The organism is Sarcina sp. DSM 11001 (genome assembly GCF_900101015.1).
Lineage (GTDB): Bacteria > Bacillota > Clostridia > Lachnospirales > Lachnospiraceae > CAG-791.
Window position 1 is genome coordinate 1 of the sequence record NZ_FNFZ01000033.1, and the last position, 23,195, is coordinate 23,195.

22 protein-coding genes and 2 pseudogenes are annotated in these 23,195 nt (G+C 43.8%); 15 read left to right on the forward strand and 9 right to left on the reverse strand.

What is annotated here, in order from left to right; translation table 11 throughout:
- Window positions 1–348: 348 nt before the first annotated feature.
- Together BLT02_RS14425 and BLT02_RS14430 are read right to left on the reverse strand one after the other, a co-directional pair.
- Complete coding sequence (locus BLT02_RS14425) at window positions 349–693, reverse strand: SIR2 family protein (protein ID WP_092997048.1); 345 nt, start codon at window positions 691–693, stop codon at window positions 349–351.
- A gap of 151 nt (window positions 694–844) precedes the next feature.
- On the reverse strand, window positions 845–2,617 hold the full coding sequence (locus tag BLT02_RS14430) for an FRG domain-containing protein (RefSeq protein ID WP_092997051.1): 1,773 nt from the start codon (window positions 2,615–2,617) through the stop codon (window positions 845–847).
- A 236-nt stretch (window positions 2,618–2,853) separates the two neighbouring features.
- Between BLT02_RS14430 and BLT02_RS17965 the strand changes: the two genes are divergently transcribed.
- The 3 genes from BLT02_RS17965 (at window position 2,854) to BLT02_RS17975 (ending at window position 4,523) form a co-directional block, all read left to right on the forward strand.
- A complete protein-coding gene (locus BLT02_RS17965) occupies window positions 2,854–3,696 on the forward strand; it encodes an AAA-like domain-containing protein (RefSeq protein ID WP_242869832.1) in 843 nt (280 codons plus the stop codon).
- Between the two features lie 123 nt (window positions 3,697–3,819).
- Window positions 3,820–4,086 (forward strand): hypothetical protein, encoded by a 267-nt coding sequence (locus BLT02_RS17970; protein WP_242869833.1) that lies wholly within the window; start codon window positions 3,820–3,822, stop codon window positions 4,084–4,086.
- A 53-nt stretch (window positions 4,087–4,139) separates the two neighbouring features.
- Window positions 4,140–4,523: a GxxExxY protein gene (locus BLT02_RS17975; protein ID WP_242869834.1), complete on the forward strand. Its 384-nt coding sequence runs from the start codon at window positions 4,140–4,142 to the stop codon at window positions 4,521–4,523.
- 161 nt (window positions 4,524–4,684) lie between these two features.
- Here BLT02_RS17975 and BLT02_RS14440 read toward each other — a convergent pair whose 3' ends face one another.
- The 3 genes from BLT02_RS14440 to BLT02_RS14450 all read right to left on the reverse strand — a co-directional run bounded on the left by BLT02_RS14440 (window position 4,685) and on the right by BLT02_RS14450 (window position 7,545).
- Window positions 4,685–6,091 (reverse strand): site-specific integrase, encoded by a 1,407-nt coding sequence (locus tag BLT02_RS14440; protein ID WP_092997054.1) that lies wholly within the window; start codon window positions 6,089–6,091, stop codon window positions 4,685–4,687.
- 95 nt (window positions 6,092–6,186) lie between these two features.
- Window positions 6,187–7,071, reverse strand: a complete 885-nt coding sequence (locus tag BLT02_RS14445; protein ID WP_175453864.1) for a helix-turn-helix domain-containing protein — start codon at window positions 7,069–7,071, stop codon at window positions 6,187–6,189.
- Window positions 7,072–7,314: 243 nt separating this feature from the next.
- Window positions 7,315–7,545 (reverse strand): helix-turn-helix domain-containing protein, encoded by a 231-nt coding sequence (locus BLT02_RS14450; RefSeq protein WP_347475016.1) that lies wholly within the window; start codon window positions 7,543–7,545, stop codon window positions 7,315–7,317.
- Between the two features lie 714 nt (window positions 7,546–8,259).
- On the opposite strand from BLT02_RS14450, the gene mobC reads away from it, so the two are divergent.
- From mobC to BLT02_RS14500, 10 genes are all read left to right on the forward strand, one after another.
- Window positions 8,260–8,652 (forward strand): plasmid mobilization protein, encoded by a 393-nt coding sequence (gene mobC, locus BLT02_RS14455; RefSeq protein WP_092997060.1) that lies wholly within the window; start codon window positions 8,260–8,262, stop codon window positions 8,650–8,652.
- Window positions 8,624–10,375, forward strand: coding sequence for a relaxase/mobilization nuclease domain-containing protein (locus BLT02_RS14460; RefSeq protein ID WP_092997063.1), 1,752 nt, complete (start codon window positions 8,624–8,626; stop codon window positions 10,373–10,375). The genes mobC and BLT02_RS14460 overlap by 29 nt, the downstream gene beginning before the upstream one ends.
- 526 nt (window positions 10,376–10,901) lie before the next feature.
- Entirely contained in the window at window positions 10,902–11,774 is an 873-nt protein-coding gene (locus BLT02_RS14465; RefSeq protein ID WP_175453865.1) for a helix-turn-helix domain-containing protein, read from the forward strand.
- A gap of 39 nt (window positions 11,775–11,813) precedes the next feature.
- Window positions 11,814–12,140 carry a hypothetical protein gene (locus BLT02_RS14470; protein WP_092997069.1) on the forward strand — a complete coding sequence of 109 codons (327 nt, stop codon included), beginning with the start codon at window positions 11,814–11,816 and terminating at the stop codon, window positions 12,138–12,140.
- Between the two features lie 77 nt (window positions 12,141–12,217).
- The gene (locus BLT02_RS14475; protein ID WP_139187657.1) at window positions 12,218–12,466 is read left to right on the forward strand and encodes a hypothetical protein; all 249 of its coding nucleotides are present in this window, start codon (window positions 12,218–12,220) and stop codon (window positions 12,464–12,466) included.
- 128 nt (window positions 12,467–12,594) lie between these two features.
- Window positions 12,595–13,752, forward strand: coding sequence for a PDDEXK family nuclease (locus tag BLT02_RS14480; protein ID WP_092997075.1), 1,158 nt, complete (start codon window positions 12,595–12,597; stop codon window positions 13,750–13,752).
- A 254-nt stretch (window positions 13,753–14,006) separates the two neighbouring features.
- Complete coding sequence (locus BLT02_RS14485; RefSeq protein WP_092997078.1) at window positions 14,007–14,462, forward strand: hypothetical protein; 456 nt, start codon at window positions 14,007–14,009, stop codon at window positions 14,460–14,462.
- Entirely contained in the window at window positions 14,434–14,832 is a 399-nt protein-coding gene (locus BLT02_RS14490; protein WP_092997081.1) for a DUF2493 domain-containing protein, read from the forward strand. The genes BLT02_RS14485 and BLT02_RS14490 overlap by 29 nt, the downstream gene beginning before the upstream one ends.
- 42 nt (window positions 14,833–14,874) lie before the next feature.
- Window positions 14,875–15,366, forward strand: coding sequence for a hypothetical protein (locus BLT02_RS14495; protein WP_092997084.1), 492 nt, complete (start codon window positions 14,875–14,877; stop codon window positions 15,364–15,366).
- A gap of 472 nt (window positions 15,367–15,838) precedes the next feature.
- Window positions 15,839–16,132, forward strand: a complete 294-nt coding sequence (locus BLT02_RS14500; RefSeq protein ID WP_092997087.1) for a hypothetical protein — start codon at window positions 15,839–15,841, stop codon at window positions 16,130–16,132.
- A 517-nt stretch (window positions 16,133–16,649) separates the two neighbouring features.
- Here BLT02_RS14500 and BLT02_RS14510 read toward each other — a convergent pair.
- Window positions 16,650–17,918 (reverse strand): AbiH family protein, encoded by a 1,269-nt coding sequence (locus BLT02_RS14510; protein WP_092997093.1) that lies wholly within the window; start codon window positions 17,916–17,918, stop codon window positions 16,650–16,652.
- Window positions 17,919–18,195: 277 nt separating this feature from the next.
- On the opposite strand from BLT02_RS14510, the gene BLT02_RS14515 reads away from it, so the two are divergent.
- Complete coding sequence (locus BLT02_RS14515; RefSeq protein ID WP_242869835.1) at window positions 18,196–19,191, forward strand: IS110 family transposase; 996 nt, start codon at window positions 18,196–18,198, stop codon at window positions 19,189–19,191.
- Window positions 19,131–19,361, forward strand: a pseudogene (locus tag BLT02_RS17980) (transposase); the annotation flags it as partial. The gene BLT02_RS14515 and the pseudogene BLT02_RS17980, both read left to right, overlap by 61 nt.
- Before the next feature lie 118 nt (window positions 19,362–19,479).
- On the opposite strand, the gene BLT02_RS14520 reads toward BLT02_RS17980, so the two are convergent.
- From BLT02_RS14520 to BLT02_RS14530, 3 genes and pseudogenes are all read right to left on the reverse strand, one after another.
- Window positions 19,480–19,968 (reverse strand): KAP family P-loop NTPase fold protein, encoded by a 489-nt coding sequence (locus tag BLT02_RS14520; protein ID WP_092997096.1) that lies wholly within the window; start codon window positions 19,966–19,968, stop codon window positions 19,480–19,482.
- Window positions 19,969–20,365: 397 nt separating this feature from the next.
- Window positions 20,366–21,448 carry a hypothetical protein gene (locus tag BLT02_RS14525; RefSeq protein WP_092997099.1) on the reverse strand — a complete coding sequence of 361 codons (1,083 nt, stop codon included), beginning with the start codon at window positions 21,446–21,448 and terminating at the stop codon, window positions 20,366–20,368.
- 95 nt (window positions 21,449–21,543) lie between these two features.
- A pseudogene (locus tag BLT02_RS14530) lies at window positions 21,544–23,144 on the reverse strand (terminase TerL endonuclease subunit).
- Between the last annotated feature and the right edge of the window lie 51 nt (window positions 23,145–23,195).

Here is a 23,195-nt window from a genome sequence, read left to right on the forward strand (position 1 = left end):
TGAAAGTTATCACGGATGATTTTTTCAAAACCGATGCGGTGCGCGAACTCCTTAAGGAGAAACAGGCCTCCATCGGAAGAAAGTTCGCCGCCATTGAAGTTAAATTTGAATTGCTTATTGAAACTGAAAGAGGTGTCATTTACAATAGACATAGGGATCTCTCCTTTATGTTTGATTTTGATTCGACACCTTAATCTTAACATAGCTGAGATCCTTTTTGTATGTTAAGAACTCTGAAAACAGGCAGTACCAAGCAGTTCAATGCTTTCACTCGGAAGGTGAACACAATATGTAGTTGTAAATGTAGTACCGAAGCGGGTTTCCCGCGATTACCGAATAATCGGTGAATTATTCAGGATTAGTTGTAATAATCCGATCTACATACCCCTTTTTAACAAAACTCCCAAGATATAAGTGCGCAATATTAACTTGCGGTTCCTCCATGTATTGCTTGAGTATCTCTTTCCGAACTCCTGGTTTGAGGCACCTCGTATATTCTCCATATGTTCTGTTTTTTTGAGCTCGCTTGACCGCATATGGATATTTCTCCTCTATATCCTTCATAATTGTGTTAGCAGAAGGGACTCCCGCACTGCTTGAAACTCCTGCGCCCATAAAAATGCAAACAGAAATCCCCATATTCTTTAACTCAACAATATGCTCCGCCAATTCCACAATGCTTGAACAATTCATTTATCATCGCCTCCGACCAACGCTAATTCATCTAAAGTAATAAACTTTTGACAATTATATCGGCTCTTGCACTCCGAGTAGTATGCCTTATTAATAACAATTATAATATGATGTTGGGGTCAAAAGCCCCCAACATCATTATTCATTTTAATCAGGTAATAGTAATATATGTACCTTTCCAATAGTATAATTTTGAATTTGGAATGTTTTCACTTTCCATTAAACGTATTTCTTTATACTCTAATGGATTATAAATTCTACATCGCTTAGGACACATTACAATTTGCCATGGAATGAAACAATGAATCATTATATTTAGCATATCGCGGGCATCAAATAAAACAGCAGGCTTGGAAACATAATTGAATAGATCCTTTAAAGACAAAGAGTCTTTCTCTTTGGAAATGCGATAAATATCTCCTGATTGAGGTAATTCTATTTGGGTTGCAGGAAGGATGCCTTGCTCATGTAACCATTGCATTTTCCCCAACATATTACTTCTATAATCGCGTGTTAAATCATTAACAAATGGGCTTGGAAGCACACCAAAAGAAGTTGTATTATTACAACCAATTATTTTCAAAAATATGCACCTTTCCCCCCATACGTCAGCAGCAAGATCGTTGAGGCATACTTGTTCCCTTACGATGTCTAATATATGATCGATACTATGGATAGGATCATTTAAGTTAAATTGATATTCAGATAGTTTTGCATACGCCAGTGCATAGGCTTGTGGAGAATTATTGTTTGTCAGTATTAGTAAACTACCTAGAATCGATATCACCTTCTGCAAGATAAAACTTAGAGCTTGTGCGTTGAATGCCGGAAAGATACCCTTTAAGGCAAGAACCTCATTAATTAATTCTGAGTATAATTTAACAAAAGGTTCTGTGCTGGTGAAAAAATAAAATGTATTATTGCTGAGGTGATGAAGCCAAGACTTAACAAAATCAAGAGATGTTTCTTCATTTTCTAGCTTGATTATAAAATCAAAATCGATATCAACTGACAGTGTTTGCATTCCGTCATGAGGGTAAAATATGTTTTTCTCGTGATAAAAAATATTATGGAGCATAGAAAAATCATTTTCTACAAAATAAGACGAAAGGGAGTCTGTCGAGAGCGGGGTTACTGTTTCAATTGAGTCAAGCAGTTCTTTATAGTTCTTATAAAAAAAGTTTCTGTTTTCTACTTGGACATACTGATCTATTATCATTTCAACATAATTTGGTTCAGGATATACTGCCCGTAAAACGCTGATATCAATACTATTGTCTGTCTGGCGAAAATAGAAGCAATGGTAATCAACCCATTCCTTATAGTTCATTACAGTCTGATTCCAATATGTAGATATTATGGAGTTTAAGTCCCAAAGAAACAAACCGTGCTGATTAGTGATCCGAGACAATTCATGAATTTGGAAATTGAAGAACGGATTAAAATTTACAGATTCAAGAAGTTCCCTGCATTGTGGATTGAAAGAACTTTTGACGCTATGATACAGGCGTATTAAATCCTGAATATCATCTTCCCATAAACAGTATATGACACCGATATCACCAACTTTTCCACCTAATAATGAAAATGCTGTTGCTGTTTCTAAACTCGTAGTAAAATCTATAAGATCTGTCTTATAACCATAATGCTGTGCGATTGCCCAATAGACGAGGTCAGTTCCATGCAACAACTCATTTGTAGCTTCGGCACTTGTAAGGAACGCATCGCGCTCTTTTAACCATTTGATAAATAAGGTAGTTTTTATTGCTTCTTTATTTATCTCTTCAGAGGATGAAAGCCTGTGTAGAGACGATGTTATATGATAGTTTTTATTTTGCCCACGGTAGTATACCGGAAAGCCTTTTGAAAATGATATCTTTTTTATTGCTTCTAAAGCTTTATCTATATTCTCGTACACATTCATCTCAAACTCCCTTTCTGCTTATGTCCTGTAAACTGCAGATCCAAATAATGATACTTTTTATCAGCTATAATCTAATGATAAAATAATATCACAACCCGTTACAAGTGTCATAACGATTTCTATCTCCACAGGTTAAGGCGAAATAATTCAGGCAGATTGAAAAACTGGAAGATACACCTGCTGCCTGCTATAATGGGATCAGCATTGGAAATGGTTTTCCCGTGAGGAACAACAAGATGAAGGGATTTAACACAACTGCTGTGTGTATCCCGTTAAAACATTATATGGTGGATCTTTCCGAAAGAGTCAGGGAAATCAAAAAGCTGGTTGATGCGGGAAAATATTTTACGATCAATCGGGCGAGGCAGTATGGCAAGACCACGACGCTGTATGCCCTGAAAAATGACCTTGCCGGGGAGTACGATGTGATCAACCTGGATTTTCAGGGCATTGGAGATGCCGGCTTCAGGACAGAGCAGTCCTTTGTCAGGGCCTTCTGCAGACTGCTGAAGCGGAAACGTCTGGTCTATGAACGGCTGCCGGAAGGGACCAAAGACAGTGTGGAGGAAATACTGTCCAGAAAAGACAATCTGGCGGAACTGGATGAGCTTTTCATTGTTATTGGAGACTGGTGCAATACTTCTGAAAAGCCGGTCGTTCTGATCATTGATGAGGTTGACAGCGCAACAAATAACCGCGCTTTTCTGGATTTTCTGGCGCAGCTCCGCGACGGTTATATTGCCCGCGACACTGACGGCATTGCAGCGTTCCATTCTGTCATCCTGGCGGGTGTTACAGATGTAAAGCATCTTAAGAGCAGGATTCGGGATGACGATGAATATAAGGTAAACAGTCCATGGAACATCGTTGCGGATTTCGATATCGATATGAGCCTTTCCACTGAAGGCATCGCGGGGATGCTCGGTGAAAATGAAGCGGATTACCATACCGGGATGGACACTGCCTCGATCGAAGAATACATCCATGATTATACGGACGGATATCCTTTTCTGGTGAGCCGCATCTGCCAGTTGGCGGATACGGAAGTCAGCAGAAAGCTTCCTCTGGCGGATGCATAGACACGGCATGGCATTGACGAGGCAGTAAAGCTTATCCTCTCCGAGAACAATACCCTGTTTCAGTCTATCACCGCAAAACTCACAAATTATCCGGAACTGCGGGCATCGATCAGGAGTATCCTGATGGAAGGAACAAAGCTTACCTATAATCCGGATCAGGAAGACATTTCCCAGCTCGAGATGTACGGACTCATCAGAAATGACCACAATACGGTTCGCGTGGCAAACCGCATTTTTGAGACCAGGCTCTATAACCTGTCCCTTTCTGATGAAGAGATGAAGAACAATGTCTTTTCCAGGGAAGGAGAGCTTGCAAAAAACCAGTTCGTTCAGGACGGTAGGCTCAACATGAGGCTTATTCTGGAGCGCTTCATTGTCACCTACATGTAGGTCTGCGGACCTCTTGAGGACCGCTTTAAGGAAAAGATGACAGAGAACTGTTCATGCTGTATCTGAAGCCCATCATCAAAGGTACAGGCAATTATTATATTGAGGCACAGACCAGGGACCAGACCCGCACGGATGTCATCGTGGACTACCTGGGACAGCAGTATATCCTTGATATGAAGGTGTGGCGCGGCGAAAGGTACAATGCCGACGGAGAAAAGCAGATCATGGAATATCTGGAGTATTGGAATCTGGACACCGGTTACATGCTTAGCTTCAATTTCAATAAGAAGAAGGTGCCAGGCGTAAAGCGCTTGCAGATTGGCGGAATAGTTCTGTTTGAGGGGACCCTTTTACCGGATAGGGACAGGCAGAAGGCAAAAAATGACAACTTCCCCAATAAAAGAATCTTTATCAGAGGCGATTGCCTTCACACCTGATCGAAGACATGGGAAAACTGCAAAAAGCATTGCACCGCTCACATAGCGCCGAAGATCCAAAAAGGACTCCGGCGCTATTCTTTGCTTGGAACGCGCGAAGCGGCGCGTAGTTTATTCATACCCCTGTGTGCCCAAGCCGGGCATGTTCACAAGCATGAAAATTATTCCTTCATTGTCTTCGCAATCGAAGATAGCAGCGCTACCATCTCCGGATTACCCAGCACTTTTGCAAGTAGCTCGGTATCCACGCCTTCTGGAACTGTGAGTGTTTTTTCAGCCTTCCCTGCAACAGCCTGCTCGTTGATCTGTGGATTCAGATTCTTCTTTCCGTAAAATGCCTCTTCGAAAAGCTCCGCGTTTTTCTTGCGGTCTTCATCGATGATGTGGCTGTAAACGTCGGTCACCATATTGATCTGGGAGTGACCGGAGTCTCCCTGTACGGCTTTGATGTCACCGCCGTTGAGTTTGAGCTTGTAAGTCACGCTGGTATGTCTCAGACTGTGGAAAACAACATCGGGGAGGTCGTAATCTTCAATCAGTCGGTCGAGTTTGCTGCGGATGCTCTGTCCGTCGACAGGGGATCCGTAAGGTGTTGCCATTACCAAATCGTAGTCCTGGTATTCAGAACCGAGGATCTCTTTCATTTTGATCTGTTCTTCTTTCTGGTGAATTAGCATTTTCGCAACGGTCTTTGGAATGAAGACTTTGCGGACGGAGCTGTCCGTCTTCGGTCTTTTCAGGACGCGGACCGTTTTACAGAGCCGGCTCTCGGAGGGGAAAGTGAAAAGGATGTCTTTCCCACCAAGCACTTTGACAGCTTCCTTGGAAACGCGCTGATATTCTTTGTCAATATAGATGTACGCCTCGCCTTTTTCGATTGCCTCCGGAGAAATGTCCACGCATTTCCATGTGAGGCCGCAGAGTTCGCCGATCCGAAGAGAGGCAGCGAAAGCGAGGTTGATCGCGAGCTTCAGCTGTTCATCTTCACAGACTTCCGTCGCGTGCATCAGAGTCTCTGCCGTCCAGATTGCTCGTTCTGTCGCTTTATACTTTGGGACTGTCGCGTACTGCGCCGGATTCTTTTCCATCTGCTCCCACTTCACTGCCTGCTTGAAACAGCTGCTCAGGAGTTTGTGTATGTCACGTATCGTGCTTGGACCGACAAATTCGGTTCTTGCCTTTTTCTGTCCGTGAAGCGGGACCGCAGGCGTCTGCTGGAGCTTCTTATAATAGAATTCCAGGAAGCGAGTGTTGATATCCCGGATCTTTGTCTCTCCTATGATCGGGGTAATGTAATTGGCGATTATGCTTTTATTCCTCTGATACGTCGACATGGTCCATCTGTCTTTTCCGTAGAGGCTGACATATTCTTCGAGCAGCTCGTTGAGTGTCCGGCATTTCGGGATCACCATCCTGCCCAGGCTACCCTTGTATTCAAGCTCTTTTTTTCTCTTCTTCGCCTCCGTTTTGGTCGGGTAGGTTTCCCACTTCTGCTTCTTGTTTCCACTTTCATCGTAATACGTATAGATGACACAGTATTTTCCGTTCCTCTCCTTTATAGAAGCCATCTTCATTCCCCCCGATTGCAGATCATTCTGATTTTGCGTTTAATCTTCTTCAGTTCCTGATCGCCTGCAGGCCTTCCCGGCAGGTGGATGTATTTTCAATGTCCGGCATCTCGGTCCTGCAGCCATTTTTCAAAATCGTTCCTGCGGATCAGGATCCTTCCGCCGGCTTTCATGTAGCCTATCTTTCCGCGGTCAGCTATCTTTGAGATCGCCTGGCGGGTCACGCATGCTATTTCCGCAGCCTCGGCAATGGTGATGAAATCGGCAGTACGTTCGCACCAGGCGTGTCGGGTTTTTCTTTTACAGGTGTCTTTCGTTTTCTGATCTGCTGTTTCCGGAAGTTCGATAGTAACTGCGCCAGGTCCTTTTGAATCATGTGCCATCCTTACGACTTCAACCAGGTGGAACCTGTCCTGTCCGGCCAGAAAGGCTTCAAAGTCTTCCTGCATGATCCGCCGCTGTCCATCCAGAATGACGCATGTAAAAAAGTGCGCATACTCATTGTCTTCCAGAAGGCGGTATCCGTCCTCTACAGGAATTCCAAGAAGCGCCGCCATCTGCGGGATCGTGAGCCCAGAATGGAGCCTGTCATTTTCTTTTTGCTTTTCTTCTGTTTTGCGGTAACGCGATTGTGAGGAGTACCACTGATCAAAAGCCTCCCTGGGTACACGCATCCTGAAATCAATAGACACGGTCTTCAAATGTTCCCGCTTGATCAATGCATAGACTCTTGATTCACTGATTCCCAGCAATCCAATAAGATCGCGGACGGAATAGGTCGTAGCGTTGACCAGCTGGCCTGGCTCCTCTCCGGTCACTTTGTGATAGTGGATCTGACCGGCGTACCATTTTTCAAAACTGGCAACATTGACCATGGTCTTTCCATAGATTTTCCTGGTCTCAAAAAGATTTTTGTGAAGAAGCCAGTACCACTCCGTTCTCTTAAGTCCCAGAAGCTCTCCCATCTGCCTCACCGTCATGAAAGTTCCTCTTTGCGGACCTTCAGCGTTCAGGTCTGTTAAGGAGTTGTTTCCCATCCCTGCAGTTTTCCCATCCTGTATCATTTTTGTCCTTTCATCACCACTTCATTTGTTCGCACATTCTGTCCTGTTTCCCTTTCTATTATATCTCAAGGTCTCGAAATCTCTTAGGATGTCGCGGTGGCGAAAATGGTGGTCGACTTGTCCACCATTGCAAAGGAGCATATGGGATGAAGGTACGGATCAGGTGGATTTCACGTCTTTCAGGGGAGCCTGGGACGTATCAAAACTTCCATCCAGCCATTCGTCAAAACTTCTCTTCGAGATCTTGTACCTGCCTCCGATCATGACCCAGCGGAACTCCTTCCGCTTGATCAGTTCATAGACAGCCGGCTTGCTGATCCCCAGCATCTCCTGCAGGTCGCTTACGCTGTAGCATCTTTTTTCATTCATCTGTGTTGTTTTTTCCATCATTAAAATCCTCCTGATACTGTTTTGGTTAAAGTCCTTCTACTAACCCCAGAAAATAAGGGGCTAAGGAAACCGTTTTTATCAAAATAGCTGGAAAAAGTTTTTTGATTTCTGACGCTGGGCACATTTTGGGCGGGCAACAAAAATAGTCCTGTGGAAATCCGGTCGTTTCCGGTTTCCTGGGGAATTTGAAATCTGGGGTTATTAGAGGGGGATATTTTCGCTGAATTCATATCTGTGGGAGTGCCAAACCGTTCCAACGCAAGATTCTCCCGGCGAACACGGATAACCCAAAACGGGTATCCGGTGTCTCTGGGATCTTGTTGGGGATTCCGCTCCCCAATCCCTCGGTGGTCAATTTTCATCACTTTCCGACGGGGCGGATGGACGAAAAATTGTTTTTTGGCTCCCAATGGGATTGTCGCAGCGAAAAATTTCTCCGTAGATCATTTTTCGGCAATGCCGGAAGCATTGGTTTTTTAAGGACAGGGCGGCAGGAATGGGAGATATCATCTTCACCCTCAAAATGGAGTGCCCCCGTTCCGTGATTTGTTTCTGCGCAGTGTGCGTGAGGAAAGGACGTAGACAAACAGATCAGGAGTGTCCTGACAAGTTTCCTGTGTAGTGTGCGAAGAGGAAAGGACGTAGACAGGCAGATCGGGAGTTTCCCGATGAGGTTTCTGCGCAGCATGCGCGGGGAAAGGAGTGGGAGAAGGTATGACAAGAAGAAAGAAGCCGGAGCAGGCCGTGCGGAACCACTGGATCACTGTCCGGCTCAATGACGTGGAGTTTGAAAATGTTCATGATGCGGCAAAGGACGCAAAGATGTCCATTTCGGAATATGTCCGCCATCTGGCAGTCTTTGGAAAGGTAGAAATGAATGTGCAGATTGTGGCGGATTTCCCGAAGCTGAAGGAGCTCGCCGCTGAATTTTCATCGATCGGCAATAACCTGAACCAGCTGACGCGCTATTTTCACATGGGAGGGCTCCGGTCGAAGGCAATGATGGAGGAACTGACAAGATGCATTAATGAGATCATGGAGATGCGCGATGCAGTTATGGAAATGGCAGGTGATTATCGTGGCTACCTTGAAACATATAGCAAGTAAGAGTGCTGACTATAAGAGAGCCCTGGAGTACCTGATCTTCGAGCACAACGAAAATAGGGCCCCCCTCAGGGATGAAGCAGGTAACAAGCTGATGCGGGACCAGTTCATTCTGGAAGGGATCAATTGTGAACCCTGGTCATTTGACAAAGAATGTGAAGTGCTGAACGTGGAGACCGGCAAGAACAGAAAATATGACGAGATAAAATCCCATCATTATATTATCAGCTTCGATCCGAAGGACCGGGACGAAAGAGGACTTACACCGGAACGTGCGCAGGAACTCGGGAAGGAATTTGCTTCCAGATGTTTCCCGGGACATCAGATGCTGGTGTGCACGCACAACGACGGGCATAATGAAAGCGGAAATATCCATGTACATATCATAATGAACAGTGTCCGGAAACTGGATGTGCCAAAGGAACCCTTTATGGAACGGGAGATCGACAGAAGGGCAGGATACAAGCACCACCCGACGGACTGGTTCATGAACTACATCAAGGGTGAGCTTATGAGGATATGTGAACGCGAAGGGCTGCACCAGGTGGATCTTATTTCTCCGGCAAAAAACAAGATCACAAACGAGGAGTACCGCGCCAGACAGCGGGGCCAGGAACGTCTTGATAATCTGAACAGGGAAATCGTTGCAGATGGGATGACACCTGCGAGGACTGTGTTTCAGACACAAAAACAGTACCTGAGAGATGCCATCCTTGACGCTGCAGAGCGTTCCTCTTCCCTGAAGGAATTTGAGCGTATCCTGAGGGATGAGCACCGGATCGTACTAAAGGACCGACGCGGACGGTTCAGCTACCTGCATCCGGACCGCGGGAAATATATAACAGGGCGTGCTCTGGGACGTGATTACGAAATGGAAGCGGTCCTGGAAAGGATTCGGCTGAATGCCCTTGAAGCGGAAGAACCCGCAGAGAAAGTCAAAGAAGCAGGACAGGATGAATGGCAGAAAGGTGCTGATGAATCTGTGCGGCAGGATTCTGGCAGTGATGCCGGAGCTCCTGTGAAAAAGAATGTGCTTGAGAGGTCCATGACAGAGTATGACCCTTCTTATGACTACGACGCGGATCCGGTCGCGATTCTTTACATCCGGACAAATCTGCGCCTGGTTATTGATCTGCAGACATGTATCAAAGCACAGCAGAGCGAAGCTTATGCAGAAGAAGTGGAGCTTACAAACCTGCTGGAAATGTCCCGGACGGTTGCCTATATACAGGAGCAGGGCATTGGTTCCAGAGAAGAACTTAATGAAAAATGCCGGGAGCTTTCAGACATGGCTGACAAAGCAAGCGCAGAATTGGATGATATAGACAGAAGCCTCAAAAATACAAATGAGCAGATCCATTATGCAGGGCGCTACTACGCGTCCCGTTCAGTCCATAATGATTTTCTGAAGTCCTGGAACAAAGGGGGATTCCGTTCCCGGCATAGGGATGAACTTGCGCAGTACGACGAAGCAGTGGCCTACTTCAAAAACAATAATGACGGCACCATTCCGTCGATGAAAGACCTTAAAGAGAAAAAAGAGAGGCTGCTCAAATTACGGGAAGATAGAAAGGAAGCTTACCGGGGGATCAGCAATTACCACAAAGACCTACAGACCGCAGTCCAGAACGTGGAAGCGATCCTTGGTCCGGACACTTCTTCCCAAAGACAAATACAGAGAGAGGATACCCGGCTGCGTGTGCATCGGCAGGAAGTTTTCTTATGATATTTTTGGCAGACTTGATATGTCTTATAAGCACACTTTTGTCGATGGACAACCGTAGTGGACGAGCTGTTTTCACAGCGTTGACACAGAATTCTTATAAACACTTTAGACCTTTTCTATTTGGATTTTAGTTTTGTGTTGTATGATAATACACGTGGACAGGAAAGAACGAGACGACAAACCATAGATTTTCATACTCCCCCTTTATGTTAAAAGCCCTTCGCTTTGGCACTGATGCTGACAGGCATCGGAACCGGAGCGAAGGGCTTTTTCGTTTAGACATTTATCCATCCTCCTGCGGTCTATAAAACAGCGCATACTTTCGGGTCTGTAAAAATGATTAAAATTATCCGTTTATTTGTAAAAGCGGCTGACCTATAATTTTTGTAGAGAATAAAAGCTTATAAGACAAATATAGCTTGATTTCTATAAATATCATTCAACCACTGCCTGTTAGGAATCGTTGCATTTATGGGGTATAGTTGTATTGCAGCAAAGGGGTGTGACAAAGGAGGTGATGGAACTTATGGAAACATTTGCATATCGATTGGCGGAAGCTAGAAAGAACCGTGGACTGACACAGGGACAGGTTGCCGAGAAACTTTTCATTACAACGCAGTCGGTAAGCTCCTGGGAATGTGGGAATTCGATTCCTGACACGGAAAAACTGCCGGAGCTCGCAGAGCTGTATGAGGTCACTGTGGACTGGCTTCTCTCCGGAAAAGAGCCTTCCTCAGAGATTCTGGAAGTGACTACAAATCTTTCTGACCGGCTCTTCAATGAGGTCCGGATGGCAACCTACGTCAGTGCTTACTGTAACGCGAAGGGGCTGTACCAGACAAGAAGAGCGCTGGCATTTGCCAGGGAAAAGCATGATGGACAGTACAGAAAAACCGGTCAGAGCGGAGAAAAAGTCCCCTATATTTACCATCCGCTGCTTCTGACCTGCCATGCCCTGGCGCTGGGCCTGGAGGAAGACGATCTCCTGTCTGCATGTCTTCTCCACGATGTGTGTGAGGACTGCGGCGTTCTGCCAGAGGAACTGCCGGTCAATGATCAGACCCGGGAAGCGGTACGGCTCCTCACGAAGCCGGATACATTCGGCAGGACAGATCCGGAATACAGGACCTACTATGAAGGGATCGCCCGAAACAGGATCGCACTGCTCGTAAAGCTGCTTGACCGCTGTAACAATGTTTCGAGTATGGCGACCAGCTTTTCCGATGAAGAAATGGCAGAGTACATACAGGAAACGCAGGAATACATCCACCCTCTGATAGAGAAAGCGAGGAGAGAATATCCTCAGTACGCCAACCAGCTCTTTTTGATCCGCTACCATATGAACAGCGTGCTCGAAGCGCTTCGGCACCATATGCGTTCTTCTATGATTGCCCGATGAAGCCGAAAACCTTTGATTTTGCAGAACGGAGGATTTGGTATGAAAGAGTTTATAAACCTGGTACTCTGCGACTATCGCAGCAAGCGCGTGGATGTTCATGTCAGCGCGACCCTTGCTGACGGCACTTTGAGGATCTCCGGACAGGATCTGGGCCCTTATGTAGAAGACTACTGGGGCGACAGCGATTATGAATACTGGTACTCTTTTGACGAGGAAAATACAGCCAGACTCCTGGCGGCGATCCACGGAGAAGATGATCCGGAAACAGCCCTGCTTCATGCGTTCAGCGGAGAACACGGATGCAGCGAACTCCGGAGTTTATGCGCGAGAAAGAAAATCGAGTACAGCTTTTTCTCTTATGCCTAGGAGGATACTGGTGGCTGGATACTGTTTAAGGACCGAAACTCTGAAATACGAATTCTATCCATATGCGAGGTAAGGAAATGGTAAAAAAGATGACAGGGGAGGAAGCGTGGGAGTTCAAGGAGAGTCGCTGTAAGTGGCTCGACTATGGCTCCATTGAGGAATATATAGAGGACATTGTCGTCTGCCTTGTATACAGCACATGGCACTATACGGAGGAGAGGGCCAGGCAGCAGTGCGAAGACCGTATGGGACTGATTGAGAGATCTTATGAGAAAAAGGAACCGGCGGACGACTGTGCCGCGGATGTAGGATATTGTTGCGGATAACTGCGGTGAAAAATCTGCCGTCGCAACAAACTGAACTTGAACACCTCTTTAATATCCAGAAGACGACCCTGTTAGCAGATTAATACTGTAAAGCCAGAAGAGATACAATTCAAAGAAAGGGGATTTCAATGGACAACACACTGTTTCTTATGAACGGAAATAAGGCAATAGAAATGGAGATGAAAAAATACGAAAAGGAAGCTGATCTTCAGGAAATCATCAAAGATAATCCCAATTTACTTACACGTACTATGGAGGACGGAACATCCAAGAAACTTTATCTTGTAAAGCAGGAATTGTCGATGAAAGAATTGGAATATGGCAGTATCTCCTATTCTCTTGACCATTTTATGGTGGATGAAGAAGGAATGCCTGTCCTGGTAGAAGTTAAGAGGAGTAATGATACCAGAATAAAGAGGGAAGTCGTTGCACAGATGATGGATTATGCGTCCCGAGTGTCAAAATGGGATATTGGAGAAATTCAGGATGCATTCGAAGAAAAAAATGGTGAAGGCTTTGTCCCTAATCCTGAATTATTTAATGATAGCGAAGAGTTTTGGAGTGTCGTTTCAAAAAACCTCGCAGACGAGAACTTTCGATTGGTGTTTGCTGCGGATGAAATACCGGATACTCTCAGAATCCTGATTGAGTTCCTTGATCGAAATCTGAAAGACATAGAGGTCTACGGAGTTGAACTTAAGCCCTACAGGACGGAAGACGGAACCCTGCTTCTGGCAAAGAGTATTATCGGAAACAGCACATTAGACAGCACAAAAGCCACTTCATCTGGAAAGAAAATATTGTGTACACGAACGCTTGAAGAATTCAAAAATGAATTTAAGAAGTTTGGCTTGAGCGAGTTTATACCTTTGGTTGACAGGATATATGAAGCTGCTGAAAAAAGTGGATTTTCCTGGGTGTCTGGATCGGGAGCAATACAGCCATCCTATATAGCGAAGATTGGTTCTCAAACTGTATTTAGAATTGCGCTGTGGGCATCACATGGAAACTATCGGGCAGTTACTGAGTTCTGGATTTCTGATATCAGCAAAATGTTTAATGGTAAAGAAGACAAGGAGACGATTCGAGAAAGACTGATCCGTTTTCATAATAAAGAAGCCCTTTCTCAAAACGGATATATTGGACAGGCAAGTACAACGCAAAATATCTATTTTGAGGCTTTGAAGGATAACGAAAATCTGGAGTATTTCCTCAATACTATTAAACTGCTTGCAGAGGACATCCAGAGAGAGCAAAACCAGGAAAACCAGAAGTTGACCAACTAACCTTAATTCAAATACGTCTTGATTCCATACGTTATGGATCCAACCACTGTCTGTTATGAATCGAAGTACTTATAGGATATAGTTGAATTGCAACAAGGGAGACAGACTCAAGGGAGTTATAGAGTGCAGGAACGGAATGAAAGATTTTGACGATTTGATCCTTTGTGACTACCGCAGCGCTCGTGTGGATGTGCATGTACGAGCACCCCTTGCAGATGGCACTCCGGGAATCTATGTGTAGGAGGTGGACTGGAATGTTGTCAGGAATGGACCTTATCAAAGCCTATAGAGCCAATCCGGATCATTATCTTCCCATGATTGATCATACGGAGGAAGTGCCCGGAAGAAATGAAGATGGAGAGTATAACATTGGCTGGAATGCCGGACTTCTTGATGCAACACGACCATATTTTGTAGAATGCTGGGCTGTTGATCAAATTACGATGCTTACGATTTATGTTTCTGCAGAAGGGATCGAAGAAAAGACAGCAGCGGAACTGGATCAGTGGCTTCAGGACGTGGGGTATTTCAGCTATCTGGACAAAAAATACTGGCCTGCAGAAGTTAAAACTTTCGAAAACCAGGATGGAAATGAGTTTTTTGCGATTTCTATAACCGTGGGCATAGAAGACGAGCCGGCGCTGATTACTGGGGCTCAAATTTTATCCTGGTCGAAACTCAATGAGTATAACCGGAAGACAACGGGGTAAATCGATAGAAACACGAGTTATAGTTTGCGGCAGCCGGGATTTTACCGACAAGGCATTCTGTTTTTCTCAGCTCGACACCATTCTATCTGAATACAGGGATCTGGAGATTGTTTCGGGTCATGCCAGGGGGGCTGATCTTTTTGCTGAAGAATATGCCAGCTTGCGCGGGGTGAAGCTCAGTGTTTTTTCTCCTGACTGGAAAAAGTATGGCAGAGGTGCAGGCACGGTCAGGAATCGCCAAATGCTGGAATACGCATTGGAAGCAACTCCTCTCGTGGTTGCTTTCTGGAACGGTGAAAGCAGGGGAACGAAGAATATGATTATGCAAGCCCAGAAGGCCCGGGTGGAAGTTCGGATATTCAATTTTTGAGTCTCTCGAAGACAGGTCTTTTTCGTATGAGGAGGAATTGATTTGAGCACACTCACATTCTTTTATTTCATGGATTACAAAGACGGTAAAATGGCAAGAATGGAAACTACTGGAGATATGGAGATCCCGGTAAATATTTTCATCGATAATGCTTCAGAGTATGAAGATCTTCAGGAAACGCTTTGTAACATCGACATCTATGGAATAGGAAGCGACATAAAAGTGTTTCCCTCTGAGGAGTCTTACGAAGAGTCGGGTCCGCAGATGACTCCGCAATCCATGATACCAATGGGAACATTTCCAATAAATGATGACCCTGATTTTACGGAGAGCCCCCATATTCTGTTTTCCGGCATAGTGAAAGAAGTTGAGAGCATACTTCCTTCGAGACCCGACGATCCCAATTACTGTTTGACCATTGAAACGCTGGAATTCGAATTCTATTTGTATTGCAAGTTGGCTATACCTGTTGAAGCCGGAAATATTATTAATGGAGTGGCATGGCTGTTTGGTGATATTGCTCTTCTGGAATGAAGTATGGGTTGAAATAGCGGAGCAGATTCAGTGGTCTTTCGGAGGCCTTCTGATCTGGCAATTTATTGATAATGTGAAAGATATTGTCTGATTTTTTGAAAAAATCTATTAGAGAAAATGTGAGGTACCTAAAATACGAGAGTGAAATTAAGACACTCTGCTTATACTGGGAAGAAAAATATGCCCCATATGCAGAATTCTTGGATTAAGCAGTATTGCAGACCAGACTACTCGGTTGTGTCCGTCTTCGATATTACAGCCACAAAAATGAGTAGGCTCATTAAGGAAAATATAGAGACAAAAGAAAGACGTCCCAGATTTGGGACAGCTTAAAGCTGATGGTAACATCTGTACCTTCTGAAGGGCAAGCAGCGAGTTCGACATTTCGAGGAGATATTCCACCATCAGGAAAACTGATTCTCTCTCGCAGCCAGGAAAAAATGGAAGAAATGATGAAGGAGGCGGGATTGATATGATAGGACCTGCACCAAAATACAAATGGCATGAATACCTCGTAAAAACAGGAGAGATTCCTGTTGCAAACAAAAAACGGAGGGACCGGGGCGACCTGCCGTATGTCCTTTACGGACTCGACCCAAAGGCGTCTGATGATTTGAAGCTCGATTACGAGAGATTTCAGAGGAAAATGTTCGGAGGCCTTGCAAAATTCTACGTCCCGGATATGGAAAATCCATATTACACATGGGATGGCAAGATCGTTGAACGGTCTTCGCTTAAAGGACGGAAGCTGCCATTGGCAGACTGATGGAAGGACATGATACATCATAATAAGGCGATATAGGAGCAGGCGAAAACGTCTGCTTTTTTATCGGAGGGATTCATAAACAAAATAATAGAGAAAACCTCAGAAGAATCCACCATTCTCATATCGCCCGCATGGGATGCAGATGAGAGCAAATGGATTATCTTCGCTTATGTGCGTAATTAATAACACACCTCAAAGCATTAGAAAATCAATCTCATGACATACATCATTTTTATTATCTTAAAATGAATACAAGCAAGTCTTTTTAACATTTGGGACAACACTGTGCCCTCCGCTTGGTAATGACAATGTGAAATACGTGTCAAAGTAATTATACTCCGAGATACTTTCCATAGCGGATAGAAATCCCTGGTAATACTCGCCTCAATCATACTTGACTTTTCATAGCTGGTCTCCTCGAAAAAACTAGTTAGTTTTTTCGAGTATTATCTCAGGCAGGCTAAATACGGTATAGACACTTAGTATTTACCACTTACGTTAAATCAGTCCCTTATCTCTAATCTTCTTTTTTCGTGTGCTTTGTATTATGACGATCAACTGTCATATTTTCAATAAGAATAAAAAAGAGACAGCGTAACACTCGGGGTATGAAGAGTATGGTATCTAATTTTGTCGGCTGATAGTTAATGGTGTTATACATTAAAAGAATTTGCTCAAGATAGTATCGACTTCTGCCCATATGCTTAATTTTGGCTTTTTTATACTCAATGCAAGGGGAACTTTTCTTCTTTTTTTTCTTTGATGTGCCAGTTTCAACATGATATGTAGAAAAAGATCCTTTAAATCCACATTGTTGTATCTTGTCTGCATATTTCTTTCGTTGTTCTTTAGAATCAAAATCAAGAAGATGCCATTTGATCAATTTAGTGTCTATTGAGTTACAAATCAGAGTTATATATGGAAGATCAACATCTGCAAATGAAAATCCATAGGAATAAATATCAGTTACACCCGCACAGTTATACTTGAAACAATCGGCTAAAATCGTAGCTATTTTTTCAGTGTCTTTTTGAGTGACTTCTAAAAGTACTTTTGCAGCATGTCTACATGATTCCGGTATGGCATTTTTTTGACAAAAACGGTCTATATCAATATTGGGATCATGTCCAAGCATCACGCGCTCTCCTGCAATTCCATGAACATGGACGACATTTGTCACCTCATATACATGCTCTAAAGTTGGCGTATAGTTAAACGATACGAAAAAGTCATTGTTTATTGGGAGGAGTCTGTCGCGATGTATTAGCTTTAAAAAACTTTTAATAGGGCGAGCATTGCTAACATCTATTGTCTTTGCCCACATTGAAGTTAGTGCTTCTAAAAATTTAAAGCATTCAGCGATATCATAAAGCGTCCACTCGTTATCACCGCTGCTATTTATGTCATAATAATTAAACTCTTCTGAGAAAAACTCTTCTAAATCGAGTTTTCCTAACACTTCCTCTATAGACCTCCAGTCACTGTTAATATAGAAATTATAGGGAGCATTGGGGTGCTCGGACCGAGCTATACAGTAATCAAGAAACCCCAATATGTTGTTGAGAACATACGGTTGTTTTATATCAAAATGACCATTTATATTGTTTGTTCTTGGTACGGAATACTTCCATGGGGTGAAGGAATCATATGATTTATCGATTAATTCTTCAGTCATATAAAGACTTCGTATGTATTTTTGAAAATCAGAATATCGCGAAGGTATTCCGTGTGCGATATCAAAACCATTCCCTATGATAAATAGGTTTTTTCTTAATTCCTTCTCCATGTTATAGCTTGTATGGTGTAGTTAGAAGCGAATACACCACTTTTCCTTTCGTTTTATATCGTGGTTCAATACAACTCAGATACTGTGGACAATTGATTTTTTGTTGTAGCTTGACTACTTCGCAGGAGTGTATTGCCGCTACCTTTATCTGAATTGTTTATAGCTGGATGCACCGATGGCTGCTCAGCAGCCTGAGAGTTCTCATTTCAATCAAGTCTACGATGATTATCGCTGGTGGATATCACGGTATCAATACTTGAAAGGGAGGTACTACCTCATGATCTACGTTGGCATCGACATTGCCAAACTCAACCACTTTGCCTCTGCCATTTCTTCGGAAGGCGAAGTACTCTTCGAGCCGTTCAAATTCACAAATGACGCTGATGGCTTCCAACTGCTGTCTTCTCATCTGGATTCTCCTCCGGATGGCAGCTTCATCATCGGTCTTGAGTCGACGGCCCACTACGGTGACAACCTTGTCCGTTACCTTGTTAATGATGGTCATAAGGTCTGTGTCATTAACCCGATCCAGACTTCGACCCTGCGGAAGAACAACATCCGAAAGACCAAGACGGATAAGGTTGACACTTACATCATTGCTAAAGCTCTTATGATGCCGCAGTCTCACCGGTTCGTCTCGGTTGATGATATCAACCTTATGGACCTCAAGGCTCTTGGCCGCTTCCGTCAGAAATCGCTCAAACAGCGTACTCGGCTGAAGATCCAGCTCAAAACCTATGTAGATGAGACCTTCCCGGAATTGCAGTATTTCTTCAAGTCCGGACTGCATCAGAAAGCAGTTTACGCACTGTTGAAGGAAGCTCCTTCCGCCAAGGATGTTGCTTCCATGCACCTGACCCATCTGGCTCACCTTCTTGAGTGTGCTTCCCACGGCCATTTTAAGAAGGAGACTGCCAGTCAGTTAAGAGTTCTGGCACGGAAGTCTGTCGGTTCCCCTGACAGTGCTTTATCTATCCAGGTAGTCCATGCCATAGAGCAGATTGAACTACTAGACAGCCAGATCGACCACGTTGAAGCTGAGATGACAGATATCATGAAATACCTTGATTCTGTGATCATGACCATTCCCGGCATTGACTATATCAATGGAGGGATGATCCTCGGGGAGATCGGCGATATCCACCGGTTCCCGGGCCTAAGCAGCTTCTCGCTTTTGCCAGTCTCGACCCGTCTGTTTATCAGTCGGGCAATTTCCAGGCAAAACGTACCAGAATGTCAAAGCGCGGATCCAAGGTCCTTCGCTATGCACTGATGAATTCTGCTCACAACGTGGTAAAGAACAACTCCACCTTCAAGGCTTACTATGACGCCAAGATGGCGGAAGACCGGACGCATTACAATGCCCTCGGGCACTGTGCCGGCAAACTCGTCAGGATCATCTATAAGATGCTCACTGACAAGGTAGAATTCAATCTCGACTAAGCGAGATCGTATATCCACAATCAATAGATTTTGAAGAAGCACCTGTAGGGAGCTTTATTAAAGTTACCCTTTTATGCCTACGATAGCGGATAGAAATCCCTGGTAATACTCGCCTCAATCATACTTGACTTTTCATAGCTGGTCTCTTCTGTAAACCTTCTGATCGCGCACTAACCTGTGCATTTGCTTCTCTCCCTAAAATATTTCCAGCTGCTGAAACAAGAGATCCTACATAAGGTATAGCACCTGCAGCATCAAATAAATCTGCGTATCGGGCAATGATCTCCCAAACTCTATCACCATTCGGTATTTTCAGTTCAATCGCAGTTGCTAATTGCTTTATGAATTGACTAATAAGTTGTTTAGAATCTGTACATAGCCATGGATTAAACCTTAAAACTACAACACTTTTATCATCATTCTCAATATTTTCAAGCACCATATTAAGAAGTGATGATTTTCCGCTTCCCCATTTTCCGTAAAGACCGATGGTAAATGAAGAAGAAGACGTACGTTTCAAGATTGCGTTTGCAAGGCTTTTTGCAAAGTCACTTCTGTTTAATCTGTCCTCATCAGATTTAGTAATTGGCAAATCAGGATTAAGCATTCTTCCACCCCATCTAGCTTATAATATCCTTATCAATGAATAGTTTTTCTTATGTTGTTTAACAAATTCAGCATCACTTTGATTATTATTATACTGTATTTAGCTTCTATACAATAACCCAATTCTCAGGGCTTCTTTATTATTCTCCGAATCGATTAACTCACCTATTAAAGCATCCCTTTCGTATTCACCTAAATGAAAGCATCTCTATTATTACTATCTCTATTTCAAGCTCTAGATCTATAACAAGTAATGGCGTTTGATGATCCCTTTATCTATCTTATCAAAATTGAATTTCTCTAAAACTGATTTGCACTATTACCCAGTTTATCTCTGTATCAGAATTAGTTATTATAATTCTCCCATCAGATTACTATAGATATTAGTTCACATTAATTCAATCATAGTTTAATACTCTTTCATCAATGAAGTCCTCATAGAAACATGACCTCAGGTAAACTGGCCCAAAAACTAAGCCATCAGATTCTGATCTTTCAGCTTTATAATACATCGTCCACGGGATGGCTAACTGTTTATCATCCATTTTTTCTCCCTGCATATCATAACACTCAATAAGTATCTCTAGGTCTGGAATATGAAATGGGATTGAGAACTGGTGATGCCCGCGTTGCCGATTTATTTCTAAATTCGCTTTATAATTCTGATAAAAATACAATGCGAGTATATTATATATATGCTCCGGAAGCATTATCTTTATCGAATCATCACATCCCATATATTGAATTTGCTTTGTGATTTCTTCTACCTCCGTGACAGTGTGATCTTCTCCATTAACAGTACAATTTAAAAATCCCTTTCTCTCGTGTTGTTCAGAGTATGCTGTAACTTCATTAATACTATATTTAAAATCAAACGAATTATCATTCAGCTTGAGAATTGCTTTATCAAGCCAATCTATGGAAAACGTCACTCGAATGTCTTTTGCTGCTCCTACCCCAATATTCTTTATAGTCAAGTATGGCTTTTCAAGAAATATACAGTTATTCTCGTTCACCAATTGATTCGGGTTTGTACCATAACAATATGCAGGATTTGCCAGAATATAATCAACATACATGTAACTATTACCATCTATTTCGATTTTATCCTCACTTACTAAGCCGCCTTCAAACAATCCAGGTGTGACCACAATCTCTGGATGATATGCATTATCTCGTTCCGTTTTCATTTCGTTGAGAGTCATCCAAGCAAAATTAGCATAGACGACAGTAGCTATCACTGCTAAAATCTGGGCAATGCCTACGAAGATTTGAAACCAGTCAGTTTTCTTTGCTGGTTTTTCTTTTACTGTATTACTCAATGGAGTCACGATTTCTAATTCTTCAGTAACTGGATCTTCCTTTTGCTCTTCATTACACGGATCAGATTCAAACGTCTCTGTTAGAGATTCTTTCTCTAAATTGTCAGTTGCTGGTATGGGCTCTTTCTTTTCAGTACACGTAAGCTTTTCTTCACTCATTTCCGTTACTCACCTCTTCTGTAATCGTATGAAGCTGATGTTTGCCCCAAAAACTTTACAGTCATGATAGCATACAAGTAACTTCTATAACATCTTTAAAACACCAGCAACCCCCTCGTATCATATACACTCTCACTGGTATCGTTCCCACAACGGATCGCGCGGTCGAGCGCCATGATACAGGCGATTGCACCATCGATTTTCTCTGTGCTCTTTGCCTTATCCGCCTTGATGTTTCCGGCAGGATCTGTTCGAATGAATATGTTGTCCATGTTCCATCGAAGGACCGGATGACCGCCATGAGCAATCCGCCTCTCCAATGTCAGCTTCATAAGCTCCTTCGTCGGTGGAGACATAGAGGCAAATCCCTGACCCATAGGCACTACTGTGAATCCCATCCCCTCCAGGTTTTGCACCATCTGGACGGCTCCCCAGCGGTCGAATGCGATTTCCCGGATGTTATAGAGCTCTCCAAGATGTTCGATGAACTTTTCAATAAATCCGTAATGGACCACATTTCCTTCTGTAGTCTGGATATATCCTTGCCGCTCCCACACGTCGTAGGGAACGTGATCCCTGTTCACGCGGAGCTGTAGTGTCTCTTCCGGAAGCCAGAAATAGGGGAGGACGTAATACTTGTCCTCATCATCAACTGGCGGAAATACAAGACAAAAGGATGTCAGGTCCGTAGTATTGGAAAGGTCCAGTCCCCCGTAACACACCCTACCTTCCAACACTTCCGAATCAACAGGAAACGCACATGCGTCCCATTTTTCCATGGGCATCCAACGAACTGCCTGCTTGACCCACTGGTTAAGGCGTAGCTGCCGGAAGGAATTCTCTTCCCCTGGATTTTGCCTTGCGGATTCGCAGGCCGCCTTTACCTTATCCATTCCAATTGTCTCTCCAAGGGATGGGTTTGCTTTCTTCCAGATTTTCGGATCCGTCCAATCCTCATCATTACCAGCCCCATAGACACCGGGTAAAAGGTACTGTCCTTCTTTCTTCCCTCTATGATATCCATAGCCTTCTGATGTGTTTCATAGCAGATACTGTTTGTATCGGTCCCGGCTGTGGTGATAAGAAAATATAGTGGCTGCATTCTCGCATCGCCGGAGCCCTTCGTCATGACATCAAATAGTTTCCGGTTCGGCTGTGTATGTAGTTCATCGAAGACAACACCGTGAATATTGAAACCGTGCTTAGAATAAGCCTCCGCAGATAATACCTGATAAAAAGAGTTTGTAGGCAGGTAGAGAATTCGCTTCTGTGAGGCTAGGATCTTGCAGCGTTTTTCTAGCGCCGGACACATACGGACCATGTCCGCTGCAACGTCAAATACAATGGTTGCCTGGCCTCGATCCGCAGCACATCCGTAGATCTCCGCACGCTGCTCTCCATCTCCACAGCAAAGCAAAAGAGCGACTGCGGCAGCGAGTTCGCTCTTCCCATTCTTTTTCGGTATTTCCACATAGGCTGTATTGAACTGCCGGTATCCATTAGGTTTGATAATTCCGAACAAGTCCCTGATAATTTGTTCCTGCCAGTCCAGCAGCTTAAATGGCTTTCCGGCCCAGGTGCCTTTTGTGTGGCAAAGGCACTCAATAAAATCCCCAGCATAATCAGCGAGTTCCTTGTCGTATATGGAGTCTTTTGCCATGAACCGTGTTGGTTTGTATTTCTTTAGTTTCTTCATACCTTCGCCTCAAAATGACAATAAAAAAAGACCTGCCGGCCTTCACTACGA

Excerpts from the sequence above, each read along its gene's own strand:
- BLT02_RS14425 (WP_092997048.1), bottom strand. The coding sequence starts at position 693 with ATGAATTGTTCAAGCATTGTGGAATTGGCGGAGCATATTGTTGAGTTA.
- BLT02_RS14430 (WP_092997051.1), bottom strand. The coding sequence starts at position 2,617 with ATGAATGTGTACGAGAATATAGATAAAGCTTTAGAAGCAATAAAAAAG.
- BLT02_RS17965 (WP_242869832.1), top strand. The coding sequence starts at position 2,854 with ATGAAGGGATTTAACACAACTGCTGTGTGTATCCCGTTAAAACATTAT.
- BLT02_RS17970 (WP_242869833.1), top strand. The coding sequence starts at position 3,820 with ATGGAAGGAACAAAGCTTACCTATAATCCGGATCAGGAAGACATTTCC.
- BLT02_RS17975 (WP_242869834.1), top strand. The coding sequence starts at position 4,140 with ATGCTGTATCTGAAGCCCATCATCAAAGGTACAGGCAATTATTATATT.
- BLT02_RS14440 (WP_092997054.1), bottom strand. The coding sequence starts at position 6,091 with ATGGCTTCTATAAAGGAGAGGAACGGAAAATACTGTGTCATCTATACG.
- BLT02_RS14445 (WP_175453864.1), bottom strand. The coding sequence starts at position 7,071 with ATGACGGTGAGGCAGATGGGAGAGCTTCTGGGACTTAAGAGAACGGAG.
- BLT02_RS14450 (WP_347475016.1), bottom strand. The coding sequence starts at position 7,545 with ATGATGGAAAAAACAACACAGATGAATGAAAAAAGATGCTACAGCGTA.
- mobC (WP_092997060.1), top strand. The coding sequence starts at position 8,260 with ATGACAAGAAGAAAGAAGCCGGAGCAGGCCGTGCGGAACCACTGGATC.
- BLT02_RS14465 (WP_175453865.1), top strand. The coding sequence starts at position 10,902 with ATGGAAACATTTGCATATCGATTGGCGGAAGCTAGAAAGAACCGTGGA.
- BLT02_RS14470 (WP_092997069.1), top strand. The coding sequence starts at position 11,814 with ATGAAAGAGTTTATAAACCTGGTACTCTGCGACTATCGCAGCAAGCGC.
- BLT02_RS14475 (WP_139187657.1), top strand. The coding sequence starts at position 12,218 with ATGGTAAAAAAGATGACAGGGGAGGAAGCGTGGGAGTTCAAGGAGAGT.
- BLT02_RS14480 (WP_092997075.1), top strand. The coding sequence starts at position 12,595 with ATGGACAACACACTGTTTCTTATGAACGGAAATAAGGCAATAGAAATG.
- BLT02_RS14485 (WP_092997078.1), top strand. The coding sequence starts at position 14,007 with ATGTTGTCAGGAATGGACCTTATCAAAGCCTATAGAGCCAATCCGGAT.
- BLT02_RS14490 (WP_092997081.1), top strand. The coding sequence starts at position 14,434 with ATGAGTATAACCGGAAGACAACGGGGTAAATCGATAGAAACACGAGTT.
- BLT02_RS14500 (WP_092997087.1), top strand. The coding sequence starts at position 15,839 with ATGATAGGACCTGCACCAAAATACAAATGGCATGAATACCTCGTAAAA.
- BLT02_RS14510 (WP_092997093.1), bottom strand. The coding sequence starts at position 17,918 with ATGGAGAAGGAATTAAGAAAAAACCTATTTATCATAGGGAATGGTTTT.
- BLT02_RS14515 (WP_242869835.1), top strand. The coding sequence starts at position 18,196 with ATGATCTACGTTGGCATCGACATTGCCAAACTCAACCACTTTGCCTCT.
- BLT02_RS14520 (WP_092997096.1), bottom strand. The coding sequence starts at position 19,968 with ATGCTTAATCCTGATTTGCCAATTACTAAATCTGATGAGGACAGATTA.
- BLT02_RS14525 (WP_092997099.1), bottom strand. The coding sequence starts at position 21,448 with ATGAGTGAAGAAAAGCTTACGTGTACTGAAAAGAAAGAGCCCATACCA.